This window comes from Pseudomonas frederiksbergensis (assembly GCF_001952935.1).
GTDB lineage: Bacteria > Pseudomonadota > Gammaproteobacteria > Pseudomonadales > Pseudomonadaceae > Aquipseudomonas > Aquipseudomonas frederiksbergensis.
On the sequence record NZ_CP018319.1, the window covers coordinates 5,370,976 to 5,396,894 of the forward strand.

Here is a 25,919-nt window from a genome sequence, read left to right on the forward strand (position 1 = left end):
TAATCGGCAGGACCGGACGCCTTCCAAAAAGAGTTCAGGTAGAGGCCATGATAGTTGGCCCTCGGTAAGTGTGCCGCTTAGCGGTAGTTCAGACGTTCGGCCAGCTTGATGAAAGCCAGCGCCGCAGGGGATGACTGGCGTTGATCGAGGACTGCCAGACCGACCTGACGGGCGACCGCTGGCGACAGCGGTTTTTTCACGTAGCGATTGTCGCGGTCGTCCGGCAATGAGCTTTCGGCGACGACCGTCAGCGCGTCACCTCGCCCAACGGTATCCAGCGTGCTCAGTAGCTGTGAGCAGCGATAACGGATGTTCGGTGTCAGCCGCGCGGCACTGAATAGCCGCGATACCAGTTCCGACGAACCGGCCTCGGTCAAGACAAAGGGGTCGTTGCACAAATCGCTCAAGCTCAGGCTGTCGTGGTGGGCCAGCGGATGATCGGCGGGCAGCAGCGCGACCATCTGGTCCTCGATCAGCGCAAAGGTGTCGAACCGTTCCTCGGGCAATACCACGAAGCCGATATCGATACGCCGCTCCTCCAGCCATTGGATCACCTGCCGGTCCGGGCCTTCATCTATATGGACCTCGATGCCCGGGTGAGCCGCGCGATAGTGCTGCAGGATCTGCGGCAGCAGTTTGATCGATGAGGTCGGGCCGAACGAGCCGATACGCAACGTGCCGCGTTTCATTCCGCGTGCATCAGCCGCTTCCTGACGCAAGGTATTGGCCAGGCCCAGCATCGCCCGGGCGCGCAGCAAAAGCTGTTGGCCGATGTCGCTGAGTTCGACCCGGGACTGATGTCGGCGCAGCAGCTCGACGCCCAGTTCCTGTTCCAGAGACTTGAGGGCGTGAGAGACCGCGGATTGGGAAATCCCCAAGCGATTGGCTGCAGCGGTAAAACCGTTCAGCTCGGCGACCAGGGAAAATATCTCCAGTTGAGTAAGGGTCATGAGTTTTTACTCATTTTACGATGAGAGGGTATTAGTCGAATGATACGTCATCTCTCCCAATTCTCCGTCCTGGAAACTTATGACGACTTATGAGCAAAGCTTGTCCAACCCGTCGGACATCCCGGTTTATCTGAAACTGGCTGCCGTCACCATGATCTGGGGCGGCACCTTTGTCGCCGGGCGGTTTCTGGCCGACAGCCTCAGCCCCTTGTTTGCCGCCAGCCTGCGATTCTTGCTGGCCAGCGGGGCGTTGCTGGTGTTTCTGCTATTGGCCCGGGTGCCACTTGCAAGGCCCGCCCCCAGGCAATGGCTGCAATTGGCGCTGCTGGGGTTCTTCGGGATCTTTTTCTACAACCTGTGCTTCTTTTATGGCCTGCATTACATCAATGCTTCACGGGCGTCGTTGATTGTGGCGTTGAACCCAGCCGTGATCGGGCTGGCGTCGTGGCTGTTGTTCAAGGAACGCTTGAGTCGCATAAAGGTTTTCGGAATCGTGATCTGTATTGCCGGGGCGAGCCTGGTGATCGTCAGCCGTAACCCGCAATTGTTGGCCGGCAACCCCGACGCGTGGATAGGCGATCTGTCGATCTTCGGCTGCGTGCTTGGCTGGGGCGTTTATTCGCTGTTCTCCAAAGATTTGAATCAAACCCTGGGACCGGTGCAAACGGTGACGTACTCGATTCTATTGGGCACGCTGATGCTGTGGGTGACCAGTGCGGTTCGCGGTGAGTTGAGTGTGGCTGCACTCACCAGTCTCGGACCAACCCAATGGATGAGCCTGATGTACCTGGGCGTGTTGGGTTCGGCGCTGGCCTATATCGGCTATTACGACGGCATTCGCAAAATCGGCGCGACGCGTTCAGGCGTGTTCATCGCCCTGAACCCGCTGACGGCGGTGATCCTCGGTGCACTGTTGTTAGGCGAGCAGTTGACCCTGGCGATGTGCCTGGGGGGAGGGCTGATCCTCGTGGGGATTTTCCTGTGCAACAAACCCCTTGCGCGAGCAGGGAAAAAGGGGATTTGATACAGAAGGCGGACAAACCTATTTACGCTGTGTAGAATCGGGTTACGCATATAAGAATAATCGTCTTCTGCAAAGCAGAAGCCTCGCCCGCAAGAGCCTTGGGTCGACAATGAAGAGTTTTGGGTTTCAATTGATCTACGGTGACTTCCTCGCCCGCAGCGTGCGGGGCATCTCCTGCGCGCCACCCGCCGGTCTCAGCATTGCTAGCAACTAACGATCCGTTAATTGACAAGAAAATGATGAGGCGCCAACCATGGCAGATTTATACGAAAACCCAATGGGCCTGATGGGCTTTGAATTCATCGAATTCGCATCGCCAACCCCGAACACCCTGGAGCCGATCTTCGAGATCATGGGCTTCACCAAAGTTGCGACCCACCGTTCCAAAGATGTGCACCTGTATCGCCAGGGCCAGATCAACCTGATCCTCAACAACGAACCCCACAGCGTCGCTTCGTACTTCGCGGCCGAGCACGGTCCGTCCGTGTGCGGCATGGCATTTCGCGTCAAGAATGCCCAGCAGGCGTTTGCCCGGGCCCTGGAACTGGGCGCCCAGCCGATTCACATCGAAACCGGCCCGATGGAACTGAACCTGCCCGCGATCAAGGGCATCGGCGGCGCGCCGCTGTACCTGATCGACCGTTTCGGCGAAGGCAGCTCAATCTACGACATCGACTTCGTGTTCATCGAAGGTGTCGACCGCAACCCGGTCGGGGCTGGCCTGAAGATCATCGACCACCTGACCCACAACGTTTATCGCGGTCGCATGGCCTACTGGGCCAACTTCTACGAGAAGCTGTTTAACTTCCGCGAAATCCGTTACTTCGACATCAAGGGCGAATACACCGGCCTGACCTCCAAGGCCATGACCGCGCCAGACGGCATGATCCGCATCCCGTTGAACGAAGAATCGTCCAAGGGCGCCGGGCAGATCGAAGAGTTCCTCATGCAGTTCAACGGCGAGGGCATCCAGCACGTTGCCTTCCTGTCCGATGACCTGATCAAGACCTGGGATCATCTGAAAAGCATCGGCATGCGCTTCATGACCGCGCCACCGGAAACCTATTACGAAATGCTCGAAGGTCGTTTGCCGAACCACGGTGAGCCGGTTGATCAACTGCAATCGCGCGGCATTCTGCTGGACGGTTCGTCCGAATCAGGCGACAAGCGTCTGCTGTTGCAGATCTTCTCGGAAACCCTGATGGGCCCGGTGTTCTTCGAATTCATCCAGCGTAAAGGCGACGATGGCTTCGGCGAAGGCAACTTCAAGGCGCTGTTCGAATCCATCGAGCGCGATCAGGTTCGTCGTGGTGTACTCTCCACCGACTAAGCCGCACAGATGTAAAAAAGCCCGGTCAGCAGCAATGCTGGCCGGGCTTTTTCGTGTCGGTTCTACATCGATTTCCGTCGATGCCGGACCAGATGCTTGAACCCTTCAAACACCAGCACAACCACCGCCAACCAGATCGGAATGTAGGTCAGCCACTCACCGGGCTTGATGCTTTCCCCTAGTAGCAACGCGACGCCGAGCAACAGTACCGGCTCGACGTAACTCAACAACCCGAACAGGCTGAACGGCAACAACCGGCTGGCGATGATGTAAACCACCAGCGCCGAAGCACTGATGATGCCAAGCACCGGGATCAGCAGCGAGAGCCACGGGTATTGATCGAACACGTTGAAACCCTGTTCACCGCCCTGAACGAACCAGAGCGCCACCGGCAACATCAAGGCCATGTCCATCCACAAACCGCCGAGGTTGTCGGTCGCCAGTCGTTTGCGCAGGATGAAATAGAGCGGATAACCGATGACGACCAGCAAGGTCGCCCAGGAAAAACTGCCGACCTGATACAACTCGTTGAGCACCCCGAGGGACGCAAAAAACACGGCAACTTTTTGCAGGTAAGACAGGCGCTCGCCATAGGCGAACCGCCCGGTCAGCACCATGGACAGCGGCAACAGGAAGTAGCCCAGGGACACGTCGAGGCTATAGCCATTGAGCGGCGCCCACATGAACAGCCAAAGTTGCAGGCCCAGCAGGGTCGCGGAAACGATCAGGCCGGCAAGCAATTTTGGTTGAGCAACCAGCCGCCGGAAAAGGGCGACTACGAGTTTCCATTCACCGGAGACCACCATGAACACTGTCATGCAAGGCAGGGTCAGGAGCATTCGCCAACCGAAGATTTCCACGCCGCTCAAAGGCGTGAGCAACGACGTGAAGTAATACATGACGGCAAACAGCACCGAGGCTGAAACCGATAGAGCGATACCTTTAGACAAACTGTCCTCGCGAAGTTGAACGTGAAACGGCTGCGGAGGATACGTGGTTTTCGAGTTGAATATTGATCAACAGAGCCTGATCGTTCCCACGCTCTGCGTGGGAATGCAGCCCGGGACGCTCCGCGTCCCTTTCGAGAACTGGAACGCAGAGCGTCCCTTGAGGCATTCCCACGCAGAGCGTGGGAACGATCAAGCGATCAAGGGATAAATCTCAAGCCAGGTGTGATTTGCGTCCCGACACAAAGTGGCTCACATCATTAAACCCTGGCGTCGACGCATGCCCAGGCACAACCAGCGAATCAATGAACGCTTCATCCTCAGCCGTAATCTTCACCGCTTGCGCCTTGGTGTAGGCATCCCATTGTTCTTCAGTGCGCGGCCCTACGATGGCCGAGGTGACAGCGCTGTTATTCAGCACCCAGGCGATGGCGAATTCGACGATGCCCACGCCGCGATCCTGGGTGTATTGCTGGATCTGCTGAGCAATGTGCAGGGACTCGACGCGCCATTCGGTTTCCAGAATGCGCTTATCGGCGCGGCCGGCGCGACTGTTGACGTCTGGCTTCACGTCCGGCGCGTATTTACCGCTGAGCACGCCACGCGCCAGCGGGCTGTAAGGCACCACGCCCAGGCCATAGTTTTGCGCGGCGGTGATCTGCTCGGTTTCCGCCTGACGGTTGACGATGTTGTACAGCGGCTGACTGATCACCGGCCGATCGACACCCAGGTGATCGGCCACACGAATCACCTCGGCGATGCGCCAGCCACGGTAATTCGACAAACCCCAATAGCGAATCTTGCCCTGGCGGATCAAGTCGCCGATGGCCGACACCGTGACTTCCAGCGGCGTGTTGTGGTCTTCGCGGTGCAAGTAATAGATGTCGAGATAGTCGGTGCCCAGGCGCGTCAGGCTGGCGTCGATGCCATTGAACAGGTGCTTGCGGCTCAGGCCGCTGCGGTTCGGAACGCCGTCCACCGGGCCGAAACCGACCTTGGTCGCCAGCACCCATTCGTGACGGTTACCGGCAATCGCTTCGCCGACGATCTCTTCGGAGCGGCCGTTGGTGTAAACGTCCGCGGTGTCGATGAAATTGATGCCCTGGTCCCAGGCCTTGTCGATGATTCGCAGGGAATCTTCGGTGTTGGTCTGTTCGCCGAACATCATGGTACCCAGGGTCAGGGTGGAAACCTGTAAACCCGAATGACCCAGCGTGCGGTAGCTCATGACGAAATCCTTTTACCGGTGGGAGAAAGGCTCAATCAAATACCAGAACGACTGTCCAGAGCAAACGCAAATCTCGAACATCCGGTGCCGATCGTTCCCACGCTCTGCGTGGGAATGCCTCAAGGGACGCTCCGCGTTTCAGCTCTCGAAAGGGACGCAGAGCGTCCCGGGCTGCATTCCCACGCAGAGCGTGGGAACGATCAGCGTGGGAACGATTAAACCTTAAACCCGCAACGTACGGGTCATGCGTAGCGCCAACAAGCTCCCGCAAACAATGACGCCCGCCAGCAGGTAAAGCGCGGCATCGGTCGAGCCGGTGCTGTCCTTGACCCAACCCACCAGATACGGACTCAGGAACCCGGCCATCTGCCCCATGGAGTTGATCAGCGCCAGTCCACCCGCCGCAGCGCCCGCGCTCAGCAGCGCAGTCGGCACCGGCCAGAACATCGGCAGGCCGGTGAGGGCGCCCATGGTGGCGATGGTCAGGCCAAGGATGGCGATGGCTGGCGTAGTGGCAAAGTTCACCGCGATCAGCAAACCCACCGCGCCCATCAGCATCGGCACCACCAAGTGCCAGCGACGTTCTTTGCGCAGGTCCGCCGAGCGGCCGACCATCAACATGAACAGCGCTGCCAGCAGGTACGGAATTGCACTGAGCCAGCCGATCACCAGGTTATCGCTGAAGCCCAGGTTTTTGATGATCGACGGCAGCCAGAAGTTGATCGCATAGACGCCGCTCTGGATGCAGAAGTAGATCAGACCGAAGGCCCAGATAGCGGGATTCTTGAACACGGCCAGCAGCGAGTCGGTAGTGGTTTTCGGTTTATTGGCGAGGTCGATAGCGTGGTCGGCTTCCAGCACGGAGCGCTCGAACGGTGTGAGCCATTTGGCGTTGGCGTAACTGTCGCTGAGCAGGAAGTAGGCGAGGGCACCGAGGATCACGGTCGGAATGCCTTGCAGCAGGAACATCCACTGCCAACCTGCCAAACCACCTTGGCCAGCAGCGAAGTGGTTGAGAATCCAGCCGGAAAACGGGCTGCCGAGCAGGCCGGACACTGGGATCGCGGACATGAACAGCGCCATGATGCGGCCACGGCGGAAGGTCGGGAACCACTGCGAAAGGTAGAGCACCACGCCCGGGAAGAACCCGGCTTCAGCCGCGCCCGTAAACAGACGCAAGGTGTAGAACTCGGTCGGGGTGGTGACGAACAGCAAGCAAGTCGAGAGCGAGCCCCAGACGATCATCATCAGCGCGATCCAGCGTCGCGGGCCGAATCTGGTCAGGGCCAGGTTGCTGGGGACGCCGCACAACACGTAACCGATAAAGAAGATCCCGGCCCCGAGGCCGTACACGGTTTCGCTGAATTTCAGCGCATCGAGCATCTGCAGCTTGGCAAATCCAACGTTCACCCGGTCGAGGTAGTTGAACAGATAGCAGATGAAGATGAAGGGGATCAAACGCAGGGTAATGCGTTTGTAGACGGCGTTTTTTTCGTCAACGATGGCCTGGGTAGCGGCGGCGCTCTGTGACATGGCGGGCTCTCTCTTTATTATGATTTTTTGCGATGCAAGGGTAACGTTGACCGCCCGGTGAGTCTCGACCACCGCTTGGGTCATTGTCTTTGTGCCTGAGCACAGGGTTTGCCACCAAGGCCTGTGCGGGTGAACAATCCGCTCCATCACGCTTTCAAGGATCCGCGCTATGTTCGAACTCGATCACGACCTGGCCCAGGACATCGTCGACCGGGCGATGGCCATCCTGCCGTACAACGTCAACGTCATGGACAGCCAGGGCCTGATTCTTGGCAGCGGCGAGCCGGAGCGGGTCAACACCCGGCATGAAGGCGCGCAACTGGTGCTGGCCAATGGGCGAGTAGTGGAAATCGACGCCCAGACGGCGATTCATTTGAAAGGCGTGCAACCGGGCATCAACCTGCCGCTGTTGCTCGATCAGCGTTTGATTGGCGTGCTGGGCATCACCGGTGAACCCGAGCAATTGCGCACCTACGCCGAACTGGTGCGGATGACCGCCGAGATGCTGGTCGGCCAGCGCAATCAGCAGGCCGAACAGCAATGGCGGCGCCAGCGATGCGACGATCTGCTGGCATTGCTGCTCAGCGAGGCCGGGGATTCGCCACGGTTGATCGATGAAGCGCAGCAGCTGGGGCTCAAGCCGCAGATGACGCGGGTGCCTTATCTGTTCGAGTTAGGGATGGAGCATGGTCCGGGGCAAACCGTCGAGGCACTCAGCGCCTGGCTGACCTCGCGCTACCCGGACAGTTGGTGCGTGAGTTCGGCCAAGTCATCGTTGCTCTGGTGCCGACCGGCGGCGCAGACGATCGAGAATGACCGACTGCTGGAAAAACTCGACGGTCTCGGCTGGAACATTCTGCGCATCGCCGTAGGCGGGCAGGCGGATGGATTGTCCGGGCTGCGTCGTTGCTATCGACGCGTCGGCGACTTGCTGGCCTATGGGCGAGAGGTGTTGCCGCACTCCCGTTTGCTGACGCTCAACCGTTATCGGTTGCCGGTAATGCTCTGGCGCCACCGTAACGACGACGCGCTGGACGAGTTGCTCAAACCGCTGCGCAAAGTCATCGCCAAGGATGGCAACGGCCAACTGCTGGCGACTTTGCGCTGTTGGTGCGATCACGATGGCCAGAGCCAGGCCTGTGCCGATGCGCTGGGCATCCATCGCAACAGTTTGCGTTACCGGATGGAGCGGATTGCCGAGCTCAGTGGTGTTGATCCGCTAAGACTCGACGGGATGCTTGCGCTCTACCTAGGTGTCCAGCTACTCCCACAAACCGACGCACCGAACACCAATCTGTAGCAGCTGCCGTTGTGGCGAGGGGGCTTGCCCCCGTTCGGCTGCGAAGCAGTCGTAAAACCTGAACGCACGATCTATTTGATACACCGCGTCGTCTGAATTTACGACTGCTGCGCAGCCGAACGGGGGCAAGCCCCCTCCCCACAACGGCAGCTGCTACAAGGAATGTGTAGGGACAGATAGGTTTTGTGGAAATGAACAATAAACGCCACACCGGCTTGTGCAGCGGACCGGCGTTATTGTTCTTGCCTGCTGGCAGCATGGAACGCATTGGAACTGGAGAATTCGCATGAAAATCGTCATCGCCCCCGATTCGTTCAAGGACAGCCTGAGTGCCCAGGGTGTGGCAGATGCCATTGCGCTGGGGTTGGCGCAGGTTTGGCCCGACGCGCTCCTGGTCAAATGCCCAATGGCGGACGGCGGGGAGGGAACCGTCGAGTCAATACTGGCGGCGTGCGAGGGCGAACGGCGCCGCACCCAAGTCTGTGGGCCGCTCGGCGCAACGGTTGAGGCCGCTTGGGGCTGGTTGCCCCAGAGCCGTACCGCGATCATCGAAATGGCCGAGGCCAGTGGACTGCAACTGGTTCCGCCGGGCAAGCGTGATGCCTGCATCAGCAGCACGTACGGCACCGGCGAGTTGATCCGCGCGGCACTCGATGCTGGGGCGCAACGGGTCATTCTGGCGATTGGCGGCAGCGCCACCAACGATGGCGGGGCGGGAGCGATGCAAGCCTTGGGCGTCAAACTGTTGGACGCCCAGGGCCAAAAACTGGCACCGGGCGGCTTGGCCCTCGCGCAACTCGCGCGAATCGACATGCGTGAAATCGATCCGCGTCTGGCCGAGGTGCAATTCGACATCGCCGCCGACGTCAACAATCCACTGTGCGGCCCTCACGGTGCCTCAGCGATTTTCGGTCCGCAAAAAGGCGCATCGCCCGAGCAAGTCCAACAACTGGATCGCGCCCTCGGGCACTTTGCCGAACGCTGCGCTCAAGTCTTGTACAAAGACGTCCATGACGAACCGGGTAGCGGTGCGGCAGGCGGTCTGGGGTTTGCTGCCAAGGCGTTTCTGGGGGCGCAGTTCAAGGCCGGGATCGAAGTGGTCGCCGAACTGGTTGGCCTGAACGATGCGGTCAAGGGCGCCGACCTGGTGATCACTGGCGAAGGACGTTTCGATGCCCAGACCTTGCGTGGCAAGACGCCGTTTGGTGTGGCGCGTATTGCTCGGCAGCACGGCGTGCCGGTGATCGTCCTCGCGGGGACCCTGGGCGAGGGTTATCAGGCGCTGTACGAACATGGCATCGATGCCGCGTTTGCCTTGGCCAGTGGGCCGATGACGCTGGAGCAGGCATGTGCCGAGGCGCCACGGTTGTTGCGGGAGCGGGCGAGTGATGTAGCGCGGGTCTGGCAAGTGGCCGCTCGCAAAACCTGAAGCAAACACTCTGGTAGGAAAGCTTCTGTGGCGAGGGGATAAATCCCCTCGCCACAACGCAGCTGCTACATGGCGCTAGAGTGTTTCACCGCTGAAACACTCGCAACCTCCTGAAATTTATTTCTCAACGCCCCGCAGGAAACCGAATCCTCCGCCGATACAGCCTATAGGCCCACACAAACCTATTCCAACAGTGGCGCCAAACTGAACGCGGGTGCGTCGCCGCCTGCCCTTCAGCGATCACGCAAGGATGCTCGTAGCCTCATCACCCGAGAATCATCCTATGTCACTGCGTAATCTGAATATCGCGCCTCGAGCTTTCCTGGGTTTTGCCTTCATTGCCTTGCTCGTCATCGTGCTGGGTGTGTTTGCCGTGAACCGCATGACGAGCATCCACCAAGCCTCCATCGACATGGAAACCACGCAACTGCCCAGCGTCGGGTTTCTCGGAAACCTGACGGAAAACGTCCTGCGCATGCGCATTCTCTCGTTCCGGGTGTTGGTCAACCGTGATCCGGCCGCGTTGCAGGAAGCCCAGACGCGTATCGGCGTGCTGGTCGACAAGGTTCGCAGCGCCCAAGCCAGTTATGCCGCGTTGTCGGCCACCCCGGAAGAAGCCGCGCTGTACAAGACCTTCACGGTAACGCTGGACAACTACATGCAAGCCCAGAACCAGATGCTGGAGCTGTCGCGGCAGAACAAGCTCGACGAGATGCGCACGCTGATCAACACCCGGATCAAGGAAGGTACGGACCAGATGGGCGAGCAGTTGAACAAACTGGTGGCGCTGAATAATTCCGATGCGAAAACCGCATCGGCCGCAGCGGGCGATCTGTACCGCAGCGCGATTACCGGCATCGTCGCCGTGGCGGTCATCGCGGCGCTGATGACCGTGCTGCTGGCCTGGCTGCTGACCCGCAGCATCGTCACGCCGCTGAACCGTGCGTTGCTGGCGGCGCAAACCATTGCCGGCGGCAACCTGACCAACGTCATCGAGGTCGACGGCACCGACGAACCGGCCCGCTTGCTCAATGCCTTGTCCGCGATGCAGGCCAGCCTGCGCAAAACCATCGAACAGATTGCCGGTTCCGCCACCCAATTGGGTGCCGCCGCTGAAGAACTCAGTACGGTCACCCAGGAAGCGTCCCGCGGTCTGCAACAGCAGACCAACGAAATCGAACAGGCCGCCACAGCGGTCAACGAAATGACCGCCGCCGTGGAAGAAGTGGCGCGCAACGCGGTGTCGACGTCCGAAGCCTCGAACCAGTCGACCCAGGCCGCCCGCGAAGGTCGCGACCGTGTGGTGGAAACCGTCGGCGCGATCCAGACCATGACCCACGATGTGCAAAACACCTCGGTGATGATCGAAGGCCTGGCCGCTCAGGGGCGCGACATCGGCAAGGTGCTGGACGTGATCCGCGCCATCGCCGAGCAAACCAACCTGCTCGCACTGAACGCCGCCATCGAAGCCGCCCGTGCCGGTGAAGCCGGGCGCGGTTTTGCGGTGGTGGCGGACGAGGTCCGGGCGCTGGCCCATCGCACCGCGCAATCGACCCAGGAAATTGAAAAAATGGTCGCCGGCATTCAGAACGGCACCGGCCAGGCCGTCTCGTCGATGCAACAAAGCAATCAACGCACTCAAAGCACCCTGGAAATGGCCCGCGCCGCGGGTGTGGCGCTGGAGCAGATCACTCAGTCGATCCAATTGATCAACGAACGCAACCTGGTGATCGCCAGCGCGTCCGAAGAACAGGCCCAGGTATCCCGCGAAGTCGACCGCAACCTGGTGAACATTCGCGACCTCGCTACCCAGTCCGCCACTGGCGCCAACCAGACCAGCGCCGCCACGCACGAACTGTCGCGCCTGGCCGTGGATTTAAATGCCATGGTGGCGCGTTTCGTGATTTGAGATAGGGTTGTGGCTTGGAACCCGCGCGACTGGAGAATTACATGCGCTATTCAGCCTTGACCAAACGAATCGCCGGTGACGGCGCTGCGGCCTGGCAGATTCATGATCGAGCACTGGAATTAATTGAGCAGGGTGTTGATGTGCTGTTGCTATCGATCGGCGATCCCGACTTCGATACGCCGCAGCCCATCGTTCAGAAGTGCATCGATAGCTTGTTGGCCGGTGACACCCACTACCCGTCAGTACGTGGCAGTCGGGGCTTGCGCGACAGCATTGCCAATCGTCATCGACGTCGCAGTGGTCAAGCGGTGGAGGCCGATCATGTGATCGTGTTGCCGGGCGCGCAGTGTGCGGTGTATTCGGTCGCGCAGTGCCTGCTCGATCCGGGCGATGAAGTGATCGTCGCCGAGCCGATGTACGTGACTTATGAAGGCGTGTTCGGTGCCTGCGGCGCCAAAGTGGTGCCGGTGGCGGTGCGCCCCGAGAATGGCTTTCGGGTCGATCCGGCGGATGTCGCAGCGCTGATCACACCCAAGACCCGCGTCATTTTGCTCAACAGTCCAAACAATCCTTCCGGCGCCAGTTTGCCGCTGATGGTCTGGCAGGAACTCGCATCGCTGTGTGTTCGTCACGACCTGTGGCTGATCAGCGACGAGGTCTACAGCGATCTGTTGTACGAAGGCGAGCACATCAGCCCGGCGAGCCTGCCGGGCATGGCTGAGCGCACGGCGACCATCAATAGCCTGTCCAAATCCCACGCCATGAGCGGTTGGCGCGTGGGATGGGTGATCGGGCCGAAACCTTTGGCCGAACACTTGGTGCACCTGTCGTTGTGCATGCTGTTTGGCATTCCGGATTTCATCCAGAACGCCGCGCAATTGGCGCTGGACGAAGATCTGCCGGAAGTGGCGTTGATGCGCGAGGAGTATCGCCAGCGTCGCGACCTGGTGTGCGCGAGCCTGAGCGATTGCCCGGGCATCCGGCCGATCCGGCCTGATGGCGGGATGTTCGTGATGATCGATGTACGCCAGACCGGGTTGTGTGCCCAGGGTTTTTCCGAGCGGCTGCTGGAAGGTTATGGTGTGTCGGTGCTGGCGGGTGAAGCGTTCGGCCCGAGTGCGGCGGGGCATATTCGATTGGGGTTGGTGGTGGATCAACTGAAACTGGCGGATGCGTGCCGGCGGATTGCGTTGTGTGCAGCGGACTTGCTGGAGGCGCGTCGGGCCTGAAAGTCTGTGTTGCCATTGCCGGCCTCTTCGCGAGCAAGCCCGCTCCCACAGGGATCTCTGGCGTTCACAAAACCCTGTGGGAGCGGGCTTGCCCGCGAAGGCTGCCTGACAGGCGCCGAATTTCTTAAGCCTTCCACGCCCCGACATTCACCAGATTCTTCGGCCGCTCACCCGCCAGCGCCGCCAGTAGATTGTCCACCGCGCACGTGGCCATCGCCTCTCGCGTCTCATGGGTCGCCGAACCAATGTGCGGCGTCGCCACCACATTGTTCAGCTGCAACAGCGGCGAGTCGGCGTTAAGCGGCTCGCGTTCGAACACATCCAGCCCCGCAGCGCGAATCTGCCCCTCACGCAAGGCCTGGATCAGCGCCGACTCATCCACCACCTTGCCCCGTGAAATGTTGATAAAGATGGCTTCGGGGCGCATCAGGGCGAATTGCTCAGCGCCAATCAGCCCTTCGGTTTCAGCGGTCAGCGGCAAGGTCAGGCAAACGAAATCCGCCTGGTGCAACAGCTCAGGCAAGCTTCGGTATTGCGCATTGAAGCGTTGTTCCACCGCCGGTTTCGGCGAGTGGCTGTGATAGATAACCGGCATGCCAAACCCGAAATGTCCACGCTGGGCCAGGGCCTCGCCGATCCGCCCCATGCCAATGATGCCCAGGGTTTTACCGTGCACATCGGTACCGAATTGCGCTGGACCGACATTGCGCTTCCACTGGCCGGCGCGAACCATGTTCGCCAGTTCCACTACGCGCCGGGCGGTTGCCAGGATCAGCGCGAAACCGGTATCGGCGGTGGTTTCGGTGAGCACGTCCGGGGTGTTGCTGAGCAGGATCCGTCGTTCGGTCAGGTAGTCGATGTCGTAGTTGTCGACCCCAACGGAGACGCTGGCGATGGCTTCCAGCCCGGGGGCCAGATCCAACAATCCGGCATCCAGTTTCAGGCTCGCACCGAGCAACCCGTGGGCGCGGGGCAGGGCTTCGCGCAGCGTTGCCAGGCCATCGGCATTGAGGTTGTCGATCAGCGTGACCTCGGTCTGCTCGTGCAGGCGAGCCATCAGCAGCGGCGAGAGTTTCTTGTACAGCACAACCTGCTTTTTCATCGTCATCATCTCAACTTCAATTCAGGAATGAGCGGCCGTAGACCGTTGCACAGCGGCCTTGGCCACGACCCGGTCACTGGCGCCGGGCTTGAGGAAAATCGTCAGCACCACCGAGAGCATCAAGGCGCCGCTCATCAACAGATAAGAAGCCCCCGGCGAGCCGGTGGAGCTGTTCAGGTAACCGACCAGATACGAACCACCAAACGAACCGAGCGCGCCCATGCTGTTGATCAGCGCCATGGCACCCCCGGCCACGTTGGCTGGAAGGATTTCCGGAATGATTGCGAAGAACGGACCGTAAGGCGCGTACATGCAGGCGCCAGCGATCACCAAAAGGGTGTAGGACCACCAGAAGTGTTCAGCGCCCAAGGCGTAGGAGCCATAGAAAGCAATCGAGGCGATCAGCAGCGGCGGCCAGACGAAGCGTTTGCGCTTCTGCATTTTGTCCGAGCCCCAGGACACCAGCAGCATGCCAATCACCGCCGCCAGATACGGCAGCGCCGATAGCCAACCGGCTTCGATCATGTCCATCTGTGCGCCAGCCTTGAGGATCGACGGCAGCCACAACACGAAGCCATAGACGCCGATGCTCCAGCAGAAAAACTGCAAGGCCAGGATGATCACCTTGGGCGAACGGAAGGCCTCGGCGTAGTTCTTCACCGCTTTGATGCCGACCTGTTCGGCGGCCAGGGCGCTTTCCAGATCGTGCTTTTCCTGGTCGCTCAGCCACTTGGCCTGGGCGGGACGGTCATCGGCCAGACGCCACCAGATAAACGCCCAGAGCACCGCCGGCAAACCTTCGATGATGAACATCCAGCGCCAGCTGTAATGCTGCACCAGATACCCCGAGACCACCGACATCCAGAGCATGGTCACCGGGTTGCCGAGGATCAGGAAGGTGTTGGCGCGCGAGCGTTCGGCACGGGTGAACCAGTGGCACAGATAGATCAGCATCGCCGGCATCACCGCGGCTTCGACCACGCCGAGCATGAAGCGAATGACGATCAGCCAGTAGGCGTTGGAGACGATCCCGGTCAACGTGGCCAGGCCACCCCAGAGAATCAGGCTGACGAAAATCAGCTTCTTGACGCTGTGTTTCTGGGCGTAGATCGCGCCCGGCACCTGGAAGAAGAAGTAGCCGAGGAAGAACAGTGCGCCGAGCATCGACGACAGGCCCGGTGTGATCATCAGGTCGGCGGCCATCCCGGAGGCGGCAGCAAACCCGTAGTTGGCGCGGTCCAGGTACGCCAGGCTGTAGGTGATGAACACGATCGGCATGATGTACCACCAGCGGCGGGCGGCGAGTGTTGCGGTTTTCATAGTGGTGCTCCTGAGCTTGTTGTTTTTGTCGCAGCAGGTAACGGTATTCAGTGATCGTTCCCACGCTCCGCGTGGGAATGCCTCTAGGGACGCTCCGCGTCCCCTGTGACGCGGAGCGTCACGGGCTGCATTCCCACGCAGGAGCGAGGGAACGATCGGTTAAGGGGAGTGGCAGTTCTTCCCGGGTCGGCAACCCCTCCATATCCCCACGGCTCTGCACCGCGCGGCTGCCAATCCAGTTGGCACGCTTCACGGCGTCGGCAAAGCTGTGGTTTTCCAGCAGGGCGCTGATCATGCCGACGGCAAAACCATCGCCGGCACCGACGGTGTCGACCACCGTTTTCACCGGCACGCCCGCCACGAAACCCTGGTCCAGATGGGTGCGGTAATACGCACCGTGCGGGCCCAGTTTGATCGCCACGGCTTCGGCGCCTTGGTCGAGGTAGAACGCTGCGATGTCGGCCGGGTCTTCGAAACCGGTCAGCAAACGGCCTTCACTCAACCCCGGCAGCACCCAGTGGGCGAGGGCGGCGAGGCGGTTGATCTCGCTAATCATCTGTTGTTGGCTGGCCCACAGGCTTGGGCGCAGGTTCGGGTCGAAGGACACGCTGCGCCCGGCATTGCGCATGCGGGTCATCAATTCGACAGACATTTCCCGAGCCGTTTCGGACAGCGCCGGGGGAATGCCGGTGGCATGCAAATGCCGGGCGTTCAGTAATTCTGGCGCGATCGATTGCCGCGACAGATGACTCGCCGCCGACCCACGGCGGAAATACTCGACCACCGGATCGCTGCCATCGTCGGTGCGCGACTTGAGTTGAAAACCGGTGGGGTGCGCGGTATCGATGGCGACGTTGCTGCAATCCAGGCCTTCTTTTTCCAGGGTGTCAATCACGAACCGTCCCAGCGAATCAGCGCCCACCCGGCTCAACCAGGCCACGTTGAAACCCAGCCGCGACAAGCCAATCGCGACATTGCTGTCGGCCCCGGCAATGCGTTTGTGGAAGTGGCCGACGTCGGCCAAATCACCGTTCTGCTCAGCGACGAACATGGCCATGGTTTCGCCGAACGACAGGATATCGATCTCAGACATGAGCGCTCTCCAACCGGGTTTGACCGAGGCGGGCGAGGGTGGCGACGTGCTCGGTGGTCAGCTGCACCAGGTCGTCGCCTTGCAGCGGATATTCCGCCGCCCGCATCACGCCTTGGGCCATGTGCCGCAGCAGTTGCTCCCACAGATGCAGGTCACTGACGGCCGGCGGTATGGCGACCAGTTTGCCGTCCGCCCGGCGCGTCACGGCTTTGCAGTGCACATAACCGACGTGGCGACCGAGCAACCGCGCGGCACTGGCGGCGGACTGGTCTTGCCAATGCCAGTTGCCGATGTCGAAGGTCATTTTGACCGGCAGCTTATGTTGCTCGATGTCAGTGAAAAAACGCTGGAACGGTTCGATGCGGCCGCCGTGCAAGGATTGATCGTTTTCCACCAGCAACTGCACCGAACTTTTGCCCAGTACGCGGGACAAGGTCTGGAGGTCGCTGTTGTCGGTGAAATAACCCAGGGACACTTTCAGCCATTTGGCACCGAATGCCTGGGCGCGCTGGAGCGCAGAGATCAGTTCGGGATTGGGTCTGGACTGGCCGGCCAGCCACAATTCCATCGGTGAGGAATACACGCTTTCGAGGCCTTGGGCCTGAGAAGCTTCGGCCAGTTGGGCGGGATCTTCGACGGTCAGCAGCTCTTCGCGCCATTCGATACGCGTGGCGCCCGCGGCGGCTAACACGTCGATAAACGATCCCTGGCCGCGTTGGCGAACAAGGTCGGCGCCGTAGCTCGACAGGCTGATGGAAACGGGTGGTTTATTCATTGTTGTATACCTCTGAAACCGGTTTCATTTTTGTTCAAAAAAATAGGCTTTCTGTGGGGTGCGGTGTTCTTGAGGGCCTCTTCGCGAGCAAGCCCGCTCCCACATTTGAAATGCGTACCCCTGTGGGAGCGGGCTTGCTCGCGAAGAGGCCAGTCCAGTCACCGAGAATTTCCAAGGGTCGACCCCCGCACAATCAACCGTGCCGAAAAATCCAGGGTCCGCACCGGCCAGTCATCACCACGCAAGCGCTTGAGCAAACACTCAAACGCACTGGCGCCAATTTCAGCCGTCGGCTGGGCGAGGGCGGTGATGCCGCTGCCTACCAACGGATACCAATCCAGATCATCGAGGGCGATCAGGCCGACGTCCTCGAACAGGTTGCACTTCAGTTCACGCAACGAATGGGTGCTGGCCAGCGCGGCGATTCCGTTGGCGCAGAACAGCGCTTTCGGGCCGGGGCCGGGTGTGTCGAGGAAGGTTTTCAAACGTGTGCTCAGATCGCTGCCGGTCTCGGCGATGGTCCCTTGAAGCGTCGGACGTTGCTCGATCTGCGCCTTGAAACTGCTGACCCGCTCGATCCGCGAACTGGTGCCGTCAAACGGCTCGGTCACCAACAACACATCGCGATAGCCGCGTTCTTGCAAATGAGCGAGGGCCATTTCAACGGCGGCCGGATTGTCCAGGCCGACCAGATCACTCTCCAGCTGCTCGACCTTGCGATCCACCAGCACCAGCGGCATTTCCCGGTGCAGTTCAAGTAATTCGTCGCGGTGATGGCCGAGGGTGTTCACGATCAAGCCTTCGATGTTGTACGAGCGTAACAACGCCAGGTGCTGACGCTCTTGCTCGTCATCGCGATCGGTGTTGCACACCACCAGGCTGTAGCCGTGCTGACGGCAGGCGGTTTCCACCCCGTGCATCACGGCAATCGAATAAGGGTTACGGATATCGGCCACCAGCATGCCGATCAGGCGGGTTCGCCCGCGCTTCAGGCCGCGGGCCATCTGGTTCGGGCGATAACCCAGCTCGGCAATCGCCTGCTCGATGCGCAGGGCAATGGCATCGGAGAGCAGGGCACGGTCATCACCGATGAAGCGCGAGACGCTGGCCTTGGAGACCTTGGCGTGTTCGGCGACGTCGAGCATGGTCACGCGGCTGCGTTGGGCGGCGGAGAAATCGTTCATGGCGTTGATTTTCTTATTGTCGGAGTCAGTTGCGTAAATTCATGAAACCGGTTTCAGGAAACATCAATCCACACATCGCCGTCAAGAAGCATTTGATGTGGGAATGGACAAAAGCTCGTTCAAAAACCGACGAACGGTATCTTTACCTGTCACATTTGACAGTAGGCAAGTGCATCGTCTAAGCGCTTAATCTCCCCAGAAGCATCTCAAATCTTCCGCGTAATTAAAGTGAACGGGCGAGTACATCATGACGATGAAGACGGCGACCGATAGAAGTATAGGGATTCTAGCGAGCCCGCTATCGGTGGAAGGTATTGATGATAATGATCTCGACGGATACGTGCCGCGCAATATTTTGCTTAATGGTACTCGAATCATTATTCCTTACTGGCCAGGCCCGGAGCCACAGGACGAACTTTGGATTGACCTGAATCAGGGTGGCACTGTTACAAGGATCTACGAAGAATTCTACAGTCCACCACAACCATCTTTTCTCTATTTCAATTTGACCCCGGCGCACCTCGCAACTGACGGCGTTGCGCTTTTGTCCTACGTGATTTGGAAAGGAGGTGGGGGCATCCCGGAACCTTCACCAGAAAGAAAACTGACGATAGATCACGCGCCCATTCTTGTTCTGAATGAACCTACGTTTCCCCATGCAACGGTTTGGGGTTACTTGAATAACAAGACAGTACCGCCATTGACCTCGGGAGCAACCGTTTTGATACCTACAGTCAATAGCCCTGCGGCAGTTGGTGATAAAGCCAAATTATATTGGCAAGGGTATTCAAGTTTGAATGGAAGTGGTCCGCCAGTGCCGGATACTTACGGTGACTGGGAAATAACGCTGGAGCAGAAACATATGAATGGACATTGGCTGTTTGTTGTTCCGTTTGACCCCAATGTCAGACCACTTATTGATAATGCTTCAGCTATTGCACACTGGCAGTTGTTCAAAGGTGGGCGACTTTTCGGCGAGTCGAAAAAAGGTTTGGTGAAAATAGACAGGGTAACACCTGGCGAAAGTGGCCCTTTTGGCCTGAATACACAAGGAGATGGAAACATGGCTATAAAAATCGTACCGAGAACTCCAAGACCTGAATTCAACGGCATCAAGAATATTGGCCCCATGGCTGATGTTGCGATAGACACACTTGCGGACGGTCTGATCGCTAAAAGCGTGCTGGATACCGGGTTTGTGACGATCAACTTTACTCGCACTGCAGAAGAGTTTGACGAGGATGAACTGGAACTGGAATACGGTGTTAAAGGCCAGACACTGACATTGTGGGAAAACAAAATTGAACTTGGTCCGGTTGCTGCCAGGCCGAATGGGACTATACCGATCCAGTTGCCAGCAAGCTTGTTTCCAGAACTTCCAGCACCGGCAACGCCCACCACTTATGAAGTTGAGTTTCAACTCTACAAAGCGGGGGGGGATTAATGAACCCACCAATAGGTTGGAGTTTGTTATCGACAAGACTGCACCGTTTGGTTCAAAAAGGTCAGATAACGCTGGGAATACCGTGGTCACGCTCGTCGTACCAACGCCAACCCCCCAGTTCGTTAATCCACCCTCGGATGCGCAACGCACAATTACCGAAGCCTGGTTGGCGGAGCCGGCTAACGCCAACCTGAATTTCACCGTGAACGTTGGTTATCCGCTGCGTCGTCTTGACGATAATCTTCGCGTCTGGTTGATTTCTGGCGCTCAGCGAGTCGAGGTATGGAACGCCGCGGTACCCGCTAGCGGCGCATTTACTATCGCCAACACCGTGTTACGCACATTTCCAAACGGCCGCGTCAAAATTCAGTATCAATGGAAAGATCTGCCTGGTAATGAAAGTCGGGAGTCTGCCGCAAGTGACGTACTGACATTGGCATTGGCACAACCTCCAGTTTCAACAAAAGGTCCATTGGTTCCGAAAACCGATCCGAACTATACCACGGCACTTTATCTGGACGATTTTGCCGGTGGAATAACCGCGATCGTTGAAAGCGCTTTCATCACGAACGCAGAGCCAGGTGATGAAATTTTCATTACCATTGAAGACGCCACTGACGCAACTAACTATGTAAATCTCACTTCCCAACCGTGGGTCGCCAATACCAATTTAACGTTTGCCCTGACATACACGGATCTCTCCCAAATATTTAACGATGCCGATGAGCCTAAAATGGCCAATATCTGGTATGAGATCGTTCGACCCGGTATTCCAAACGCTGAATCTCCCATTCAACTCATCACGTTGGCATTCGACTATGCGGGACCCACGAACCCGGATCTTCCAGATCTTACCAACAGAGATATCGTGTTGCCTGTAGTGACAGGTGACTCGAATACGGCTAACAACTTGCGGCCCGGTGACAGAAATAGTCCGGGAAAATTTAAAGTTACCCTTGCAATCGGTCAGCCTCCTATTACTTCGGCCGAGTTAGCGAAGTGTTACATTAATGGTCAGTTCGTAGGTGAGTTAACTCCATCTGTAGATGTGGTTGAATTTGAAGTTTCTGTTTCGGCAGATATCATATCCAGTTTGCCCATTGGCACAGTAGATGCTTACTGGACCATTCAGAAGACAGGCAGTGATAAAAACGTAATGAAATCCCGTATACAACCGGTGACCGTTGCTGGTGCAGCAATACCTTTACCTCTACCTACAATCCGGGTCCGCAGTCCGGCCTTGCGCGATTACATCGAATGTTACGGCATGATCAGTCCAACCAGTAACATGGTTCTAGGCTTGCAAATTAAAAAAGACTCGCTTCTACCTCCAGGCAAAACGATTACAGCACATTTCGCAGCTTACAGGGATCAGGCGGGGACTGATCTAATTCCTGGTACTGAAGACTCGAAAGATTATGTGATCAAAGCCGCAGATGTCCCTGATGTCGCGCCTGTGGCCAGTGCTGCCATCTTCAAATTGGCGCAACCTTTCATCGGAGCAATAGCGTACGGCAAATATTGGTACACGACCGATATCAATGGACAGCAATCGTCTGAGCCAGTAATCAAACGGGTAGACAATATCACCAGCAATTTTAACTATTGCGATTTGACACCTGCTCCGGCTCCTTAGTTGGTGTATTAGCTGATCGGTGTTGCGAGAGAGACACGGATGTTTCTTTCGCGATTCCCCGTGTTAACGGCAAGGGAACGGTAAACACACTACAGTCGGCGAGGATAATTCCTCTTTTATTGGAGATTTTTCCTACATAAAAGTCTCGATTTTCTCATTAGGGTGTCGAACGTTTTTTTGGTGGGAGCTTTCAATACTGCCAAAAAGCAATGTCAGTAGTTGCGCAGTTTGAGGAATTCCCCATGCATTTTTGTTTTAAATCTCCGCCCTCTGTGACTTTTCAGAAGTTAGTGATTGCTGCGGCACTTCTATCCTCCAGCGAGGCCTTCAGTCGAACGCTAAATCCAGGTGAGAGCGCAGTCGTCACGAACCCACCCGCACCGGAAGCCTGGGTGGTGTCCCAAGGGGGCACACTAACCATTGATAACGCACAGGCGCTGACCATCTCGTCATCAAATGCCAACGTCGTTTTCAATGGCGGTCAAAGCGCCCGTATCGATGCCAACATTTCAGTGGTAAACCTCTCTGGTGCGACTGTAAACAGCGCGGCTGGCAGGGGGGCGATACAACTGATCGACAGCAGCGCCATCATCGACAACAGCACCATCATCAGTACCAACAGTTTCGGTCTTCTCTTGGGTCGCAATACCACTACCCCGGCGTCTTCGAGCGCGACGGTCAAAGGAGGAAGCACGATCATCGGCCTGAATGGCGCGGATGCGGTGGGTTTTGCCGTATTAAACGTCGAGAACTCCACCATCCGAGGTACAGGTTCGGACAGTTATGGTGTGAGGCTTGGTGGGGCGACGCTTTCGGCCAACGGCAGCGTTCTGTCCGGAGAGAAGAACGGCCTGCAAATCAACACTGATTTAACCGGTGTCAATGCCAACACTGTGACGTTGAACAGTACCCGTGTAACGGGGGGAACAGGGTCAGCCATCTTATTGGGCTCTTCGGGTGCTGCCGGTACAGTTGCGAATATCAATATTTCTGGCATCAGTGAGCTGATCGGTGGAAACGGTAACCTGTTGCAAGCGACCAATCGCTCCACCGCCAATCTCACCATTGACGGCAGTGCTCTGGATGGCAATGTCGTTGCCGATACCGGAAGCACCGTTGCGCTGTTGATGAAAAACGCAGCCTCCATCAATGGCAATTTGCAGAATGTCACTCAGGTCAGCCTTGATTCCAACAGCACATTGAATGGCAATGTGCAGGCTGTTGCAGGTACCGCTGCGACAGTGAAACTGGATAATGGTGCGGCGATCAATGGCAATGCTGTCAATGTTGCTACTGTCTCGCTGGATAACAATTCAGCCTTGAATGGCAACGTTGAAAATGTTTCCAGTCTGGTATTGAACAACGGCAGTCGTCTGACCGGTGATGTATCGGGCGCGGCCAATGGCAACGTATCAATGGACAACGGCTCGGTGTTAACCGGGCAAATCAATAACACTCCCAACGTGTCCATCAGCAATATGGCGCAATGGCAGATGACCACGGATAGCACCGTACAGCGCCTTGCTCTGGATAACGGCGTTGTTCGCATGGGCACGAACGAGCAGTACCAGCAACTGAATGTCGGCGATCTTTCCGGTCGCGGTACGTTTGTGATGGGCACCGATCTGGGCAACGGCAACACCGATTTCCTGAACGTCACCGGCAATGCGAGCGGGCAACACCAGCTGCAAATCACCGCTACCGGTACGACGCCTGTCACGGCCGAAGCGGTGAAGGTCGGTAATATCGCCGCTGGCGACGCGAGCTTCTCGCTGGGCGGTCGTGAAACCGTAGACGCAGGTACGTTTGTGTACCGATTGGCCAAGGAAGGTCAGGGTTTGTACCTGAATCCAGATAAGGAAACGGTCAGTACCTCAAGTAATACTGCGTTGGCCCTGGCCGGCAGTGCACGCAGTGTGCTGAATGCTGAAGCGGCCATGCTCAGCGATCAATTGGGGGACCGGAGCCTGAGCGTCCGACCGGAAGCATCGATGCGCTCGATGAACGACAGTTCGGTCAAAAACCTCAGCAACAGTGTCTGGGTTCGCACTTATGGTAACCAGTACAACGTCGATAATGCCTACGGTGATGGCTACACCCAGAACCAGACGGGTATAACTGGCGGGGCCGACACAATGGTGGATCTGGGCGGCAGGTCGTGGGTGGTGGGCGGATTCGTCGGGTCAAGCCACACCAAAATGGATCTCAAGTACGGCTCCAGCGCCACGGTTGACAGTCTGAATGCCGGTGTCTACGGCAGCACCTTCGATGTCGAGAGCGGGGTGTTCGTTAATGTCATGGCCAAGATCAACCAGTTCGATAACAAGGCCAAAGTCACCATGAGCGATGCACACGCACCAAAGGCGATTACAAGGCCTTGGGCGCCAGTGGCTCGGTGGCCGTGGGCAAGCATATTCGCTTGAAGAACGACTATTTTGTTGAACCTCAAGTGCAGGTATCGACTGGTGTCATCCAAAGCGACAAGTACCGGCTCGACAACGGCCTGGAAGTGAAAAGCGACACTATGCGTTCCGTGCAGGGCAAGGTGGGGGTCAGAGGCGGGCGTGTCATCAGCCTCGACAACGGCAGCCTGCTGGAGCCCAGCCTGATGACGGCGGTCAATCACGAATTTGTGAAAACCAATGAGGTCAAGATTAACGACGACAGCTTCGATGATGATCGCGCCAGCAGTTCTATCGAATATGGCGCCGGCTTGAAGTGGACACCGGCGCAACGCAACTGGCAGGTTTCCGGTCAGGTGGGTGGCAGCAAAGGTACAACGGTTAGCCAGGATTGGAGCGGGAGCTTGAGGCTGAGTTACTTCTTCTAATAGAGGGAGCGTCTTTCCAGTCATTCAACACGAAAATGCCCCGAATGTTTCGGGGCATTTTTGTACCTGTTGTGCAGACGCAGGGCGTCAAGTCAGCGTGAACCAGGCAGAACCGAATAGCAGCAGTGCCATTGCCTGATGAAAACGCTGGATAGCTTTTGCCGAACCAAACCACCTCTTTGCTCCCTTTCCCAGCAATGCCCAAACACCCAGGCACGGCAGCGAGACCAGGAAGAATGCCAGCGACAGGCAGACAATTTGAAGTTGACGATTATCGCCGGATCCGGCAAATACGCCGACCACGGCAAAGGCCATCATCCAGGTCTTGGGATTGACCAGTTGTAAGCCTGCGGCCGCCCATAATCCAAACCTTTGCTTGCCACCTTCATCAACATCGAAGGTCGTGACTGGTGCATGAAATATTTGCCAGGCCAAGTAGCTAAGCCAAGCGATTCCGCACCATTGCATCAGCGATTGCACCCTTGGTAGCCCGGCAAGCGACTGACCCACACCGCTGCCTACTAACAACACAATCAATGCCGCGCTCGTGCAGGCGCCAAAAATGATTGGCAATGCGGCTTTGAAGCCGTACCTCGCGCTGTTGCTCAGCACCAGAATATTGGTCGGCCCCGGCGTGATGGAGGCGACGAAAGCGAACAGCAAAAATGGCAGCAACGTGGGAAAGGTGGACAACATGGCAGCGGACTCCGTGAATGATCTCAGGAGCCGATCCTCACAAAGTCCGGGTCATGCGTCTGGAAGATTTGAGCAGCGCTTGCGATACAACGCCGGCGTCAAACCATAAGCGCGGACAAACCAGCGGCCCAGGTGACTCTGATCGGCAAACCCCAGTTCCATCGCCACCGTCGCCGGTTGCTCGCCACGGGCCAGCATTCGGCGGGCGGTCGCCAGGCGCAATTGCACGAGGTAAGCGTGCGGTGCGATGCCATAGGCGGCCTTGAAGGCGCGGGTCAGGCGGAAGCGATCAACGCCCGTTGCTGCGGCCAGGTGGTCGAGGCCGATGTCGTATTGTGCGTTGGCGTGCAGGTACTCCCGCGCCTTCTGCGCCACCAGCGGCAGGCGCGGGTCTTCGCCATAGCGGGCGCGCCAGTGCAGGTGACTGGTCAGGCGTTCGAGCAAACCGTCGAGGGCGGTCTGGCGGACGATTTTCAGCTCGCCGTGATGCAGGGTTTGAAACGCCAGGCTGGTGGCGTGGGCGAGTCGCGAGTCGCTGGCCAGGGTGTTGGCGAAACTCAGTTCACTGTTGTCGGGGGCATTGTCGAATACGGCACTGAGTTCACGTTTCAGCCACTGCGGGTCGAGGTACAGCATGCGGTAGGTGAAACCGTCTTCGGTCGGTGCTTCGCCGTCGTGGATGTCGCCCGGTTCGAGCAGAAACACCTTGCCCGGCGTGCTTTGGTGCTTCGCCCGGCGGCAATTGAACTGCTGAACCCCTTGTTCGGTGACGCCCACCAGATAGCTGTCATGCCAGTGCGGGTCGTAGGCATGGCCTTCGAAATGCGCGCGCAGGGTCTCGATGCCGGTGTCGGCGTCCTGGGCCAGGTCGATCCAGTTGTGAGAAGTCATGCTGCACCTGCGAGACGGGTTACTGACTTATTTAACGCCGCACCAATGGGGATGACTAGAACGTTTGTG

General features: G+C 58.1%; 19 protein-coding genes and 1 pseudogene. 9 read left to right on the forward strand and 11 right to left on the reverse strand.

The genetic code is table 11. The features are described from left to right. Positions 1-77: 77 nt before the first annotated feature. The gene (locus PFAS1_RS25365) at positions 78-950 is read right to left on the reverse strand and encodes a LysR family transcriptional regulator (protein WP_074876927.1); all 873 of its coding nucleotides are present in this window, start codon (positions 948-950) and stop codon (positions 78-80) included. A gap of 79 nt (positions 951-1,029) precedes the next feature. Here PFAS1_RS25365 and PFAS1_RS25370 point away from each other — a divergent pair, with 79 nt between their 5' ends. Beyond that, the gene (locus PFAS1_RS25370) at positions 1,030-1,974 is read left to right on the forward strand and encodes a DMT family transporter (protein WP_076030983.1); all 945 of its coding nucleotides are present in this window, start codon (positions 1,030-1,032) and stop codon (positions 1,972-1,974) included. 253 nt (positions 1,975-2,227) lie between these two features. Continuing rightward, positions 2,228-3,304, forward strand: coding sequence for a 4-hydroxyphenylpyruvate dioxygenase (hppD, locus tag PFAS1_RS25375; RefSeq protein WP_046054072.1), 1,077 nt, complete (start codon positions 2,228-2,230; stop codon positions 3,302-3,304). Positions 3,305-3,366: 62 nt separating this feature from the next. Here hppD and rarD read toward each other — a convergent pair whose 3' ends face one another. From rarD to PFAS1_RS25395, 3 genes are all read right to left on the reverse strand, one after another. Beyond that, positions 3,367-4,254, reverse strand: coding sequence for an EamA family transporter RarD (gene rarD / locus PFAS1_RS25380; RefSeq protein WP_076030984.1), 888 nt, complete (start codon positions 4,252-4,254; stop codon positions 3,367-3,369). 211 nt (positions 4,255-4,465) lie between these two features. Further along, a complete protein-coding gene (locus PFAS1_RS25385; protein ID WP_076030985.1) occupies positions 4,466-5,479 on the reverse strand; it encodes an aldo/keto reductase in 1,014 nt (337 codons plus the stop codon). Positions 5,480-5,701: 222 nt separating this feature from the next. Continuing rightward, complete coding sequence (locus tag PFAS1_RS25395) at positions 5,702-7,012, reverse strand: MFS transporter (RefSeq protein ID WP_074876919.1); 1,311 nt, start codon at positions 7,010-7,012, stop codon at positions 5,702-5,704. 169 nt (positions 7,013-7,181) lie between these two features. On the opposite strand from PFAS1_RS25395, the gene PFAS1_RS25400 reads away from it, so the two are divergent. The 4 genes from PFAS1_RS25400 to PFAS1_RS25415 all read left to right on the forward strand — a co-directional run bounded on the left by PFAS1_RS25400 (position 7,182) and on the right by PFAS1_RS25415 (position 12,879). Then, complete coding sequence (locus PFAS1_RS25400) at positions 7,182-8,312, forward strand: sugar diacid recognition domain-containing protein (protein ID WP_076030987.1); 1,131 nt, start codon at positions 7,182-7,184, stop codon at positions 8,310-8,312. A gap of 286 nt (positions 8,313-8,598) precedes the next feature. Continuing rightward, positions 8,599-9,741 (forward strand): glycerate kinase, encoded by a 1,143-nt coding sequence (locus PFAS1_RS25405; protein WP_076030988.1) that lies wholly within the window; start codon positions 8,599-8,601, stop codon positions 9,739-9,741. A gap of 283 nt (positions 9,742-10,024) precedes the next feature. Further along, positions 10,025-11,650: a methyl-accepting chemotaxis protein gene (locus PFAS1_RS25410; RefSeq protein WP_076030989.1), complete on the forward strand. Its 1,626-nt coding sequence runs from the start codon at positions 10,025-10,027 to the stop codon at positions 11,648-11,650. A 41-nt stretch (positions 11,651-11,691) separates the two neighbouring features. After that, on the forward strand, positions 11,692-12,879 hold the full coding sequence (locus tag PFAS1_RS25415; RefSeq protein WP_076030990.1) for a pyridoxal phosphate-dependent aminotransferase: 1,188 nt from the start codon (positions 11,692-11,694) through the stop codon (positions 12,877-12,879). Between the two features lie 124 nt (positions 12,880-13,003). On the opposite strand, the gene PFAS1_RS25420 is transcribed toward PFAS1_RS25415, so the two are convergent. From PFAS1_RS25420 to PFAS1_RS25440, 5 genes are all read right to left on the reverse strand, one after another. Beyond that, complete coding sequence (locus tag PFAS1_RS25420) at positions 13,004-13,981, reverse strand: 2-hydroxyacid dehydrogenase (RefSeq protein ID WP_076031603.1); 978 nt, start codon at positions 13,979-13,981, stop codon at positions 13,004-13,006. 21 nt (positions 13,982-14,002) lie between these two features. Further along, complete coding sequence (locus PFAS1_RS25425; RefSeq protein WP_074876907.1) at positions 14,003-15,301, reverse strand: MFS transporter; 1,299 nt, start codon at positions 15,299-15,301, stop codon at positions 14,003-14,005. Between the two features lie 118 nt (positions 15,302-15,419). Continuing rightward, positions 15,420-16,394: a sugar kinase gene (locus tag PFAS1_RS25430; RefSeq protein WP_076030991.1), complete on the reverse strand. Its 975-nt coding sequence runs from the start codon at positions 16,392-16,394 to the stop codon at positions 15,420-15,422. Further along, a complete protein-coding gene (locus PFAS1_RS25435) occupies positions 16,387-17,169 on the reverse strand; it encodes a sugar phosphate isomerase/epimerase family protein (RefSeq protein ID WP_076030992.1) in 783 nt (260 codons plus the stop codon). Before PFAS1_RS25435 ends, PFAS1_RS25430 begins: the two co-directional genes overlap by 8 nt. Positions 17,170-17,327: 158 nt before the next feature. Beyond that, a complete protein-coding gene (locus PFAS1_RS25440) occupies positions 17,328-18,353 on the reverse strand; it encodes a LacI family DNA-binding transcriptional regulator (RefSeq protein WP_076030993.1) in 1,026 nt (341 codons plus the stop codon). 247 nt (positions 18,354-18,600) lie between these two features. On the opposite strand from PFAS1_RS25440, the gene PFAS1_RS29800 reads away from it, so the two are divergent. The 3 genes and pseudogenes from PFAS1_RS29800 (at position 18,601) to PFAS1_RS30085 (ending at position 24,263) form a co-directional block, all read left to right on the forward strand. After that, positions 18,601-19,797, forward strand: coding sequence for a hypothetical protein (locus tag PFAS1_RS29800; RefSeq protein ID WP_198044932.1), 1,197 nt, complete (start codon positions 18,601-18,603; stop codon positions 19,795-19,797). Then, positions 19,757-21,433 carry a hypothetical protein gene (locus PFAS1_RS25445; RefSeq protein WP_198044933.1) on the forward strand — a complete coding sequence of 559 codons (1,677 nt, stop codon included), beginning with the start codon at positions 19,757-19,759 and terminating at the stop codon, positions 21,431-21,433. Before PFAS1_RS29800 ends, PFAS1_RS25445 begins: the two co-directional genes overlap by 41 nt. A 1,547-nt stretch (positions 21,434-22,980) precedes the next feature. Then, a pseudogene (locus PFAS1_RS30085) lies at positions 22,981-24,263 on the forward strand (autotransporter outer membrane beta-barrel domain-containing protein). A gap of 87 nt (positions 24,264-24,350) precedes the next feature. Here PFAS1_RS30085 and PFAS1_RS25455 read toward each other — a convergent pair. Continuing rightward, the gene (locus tag PFAS1_RS25455) at positions 24,351-24,959 is read right to left on the reverse strand and encodes a LysE family translocator (RefSeq protein WP_076030994.1); all 609 of its coding nucleotides are present in this window, start codon (positions 24,957-24,959) and stop codon (positions 24,351-24,353) included. A 51-nt stretch (positions 24,960-25,010) separates the two neighbouring features. Beyond that, positions 25,011-25,850, reverse strand: a complete 840-nt coding sequence (locus tag PFAS1_RS25460; protein WP_074876897.1) for an AraC family transcriptional regulator — start codon at positions 25,848-25,850, stop codon at positions 25,011-25,013. Positions 25,851-25,919: the final 69 nt, after the last annotated feature.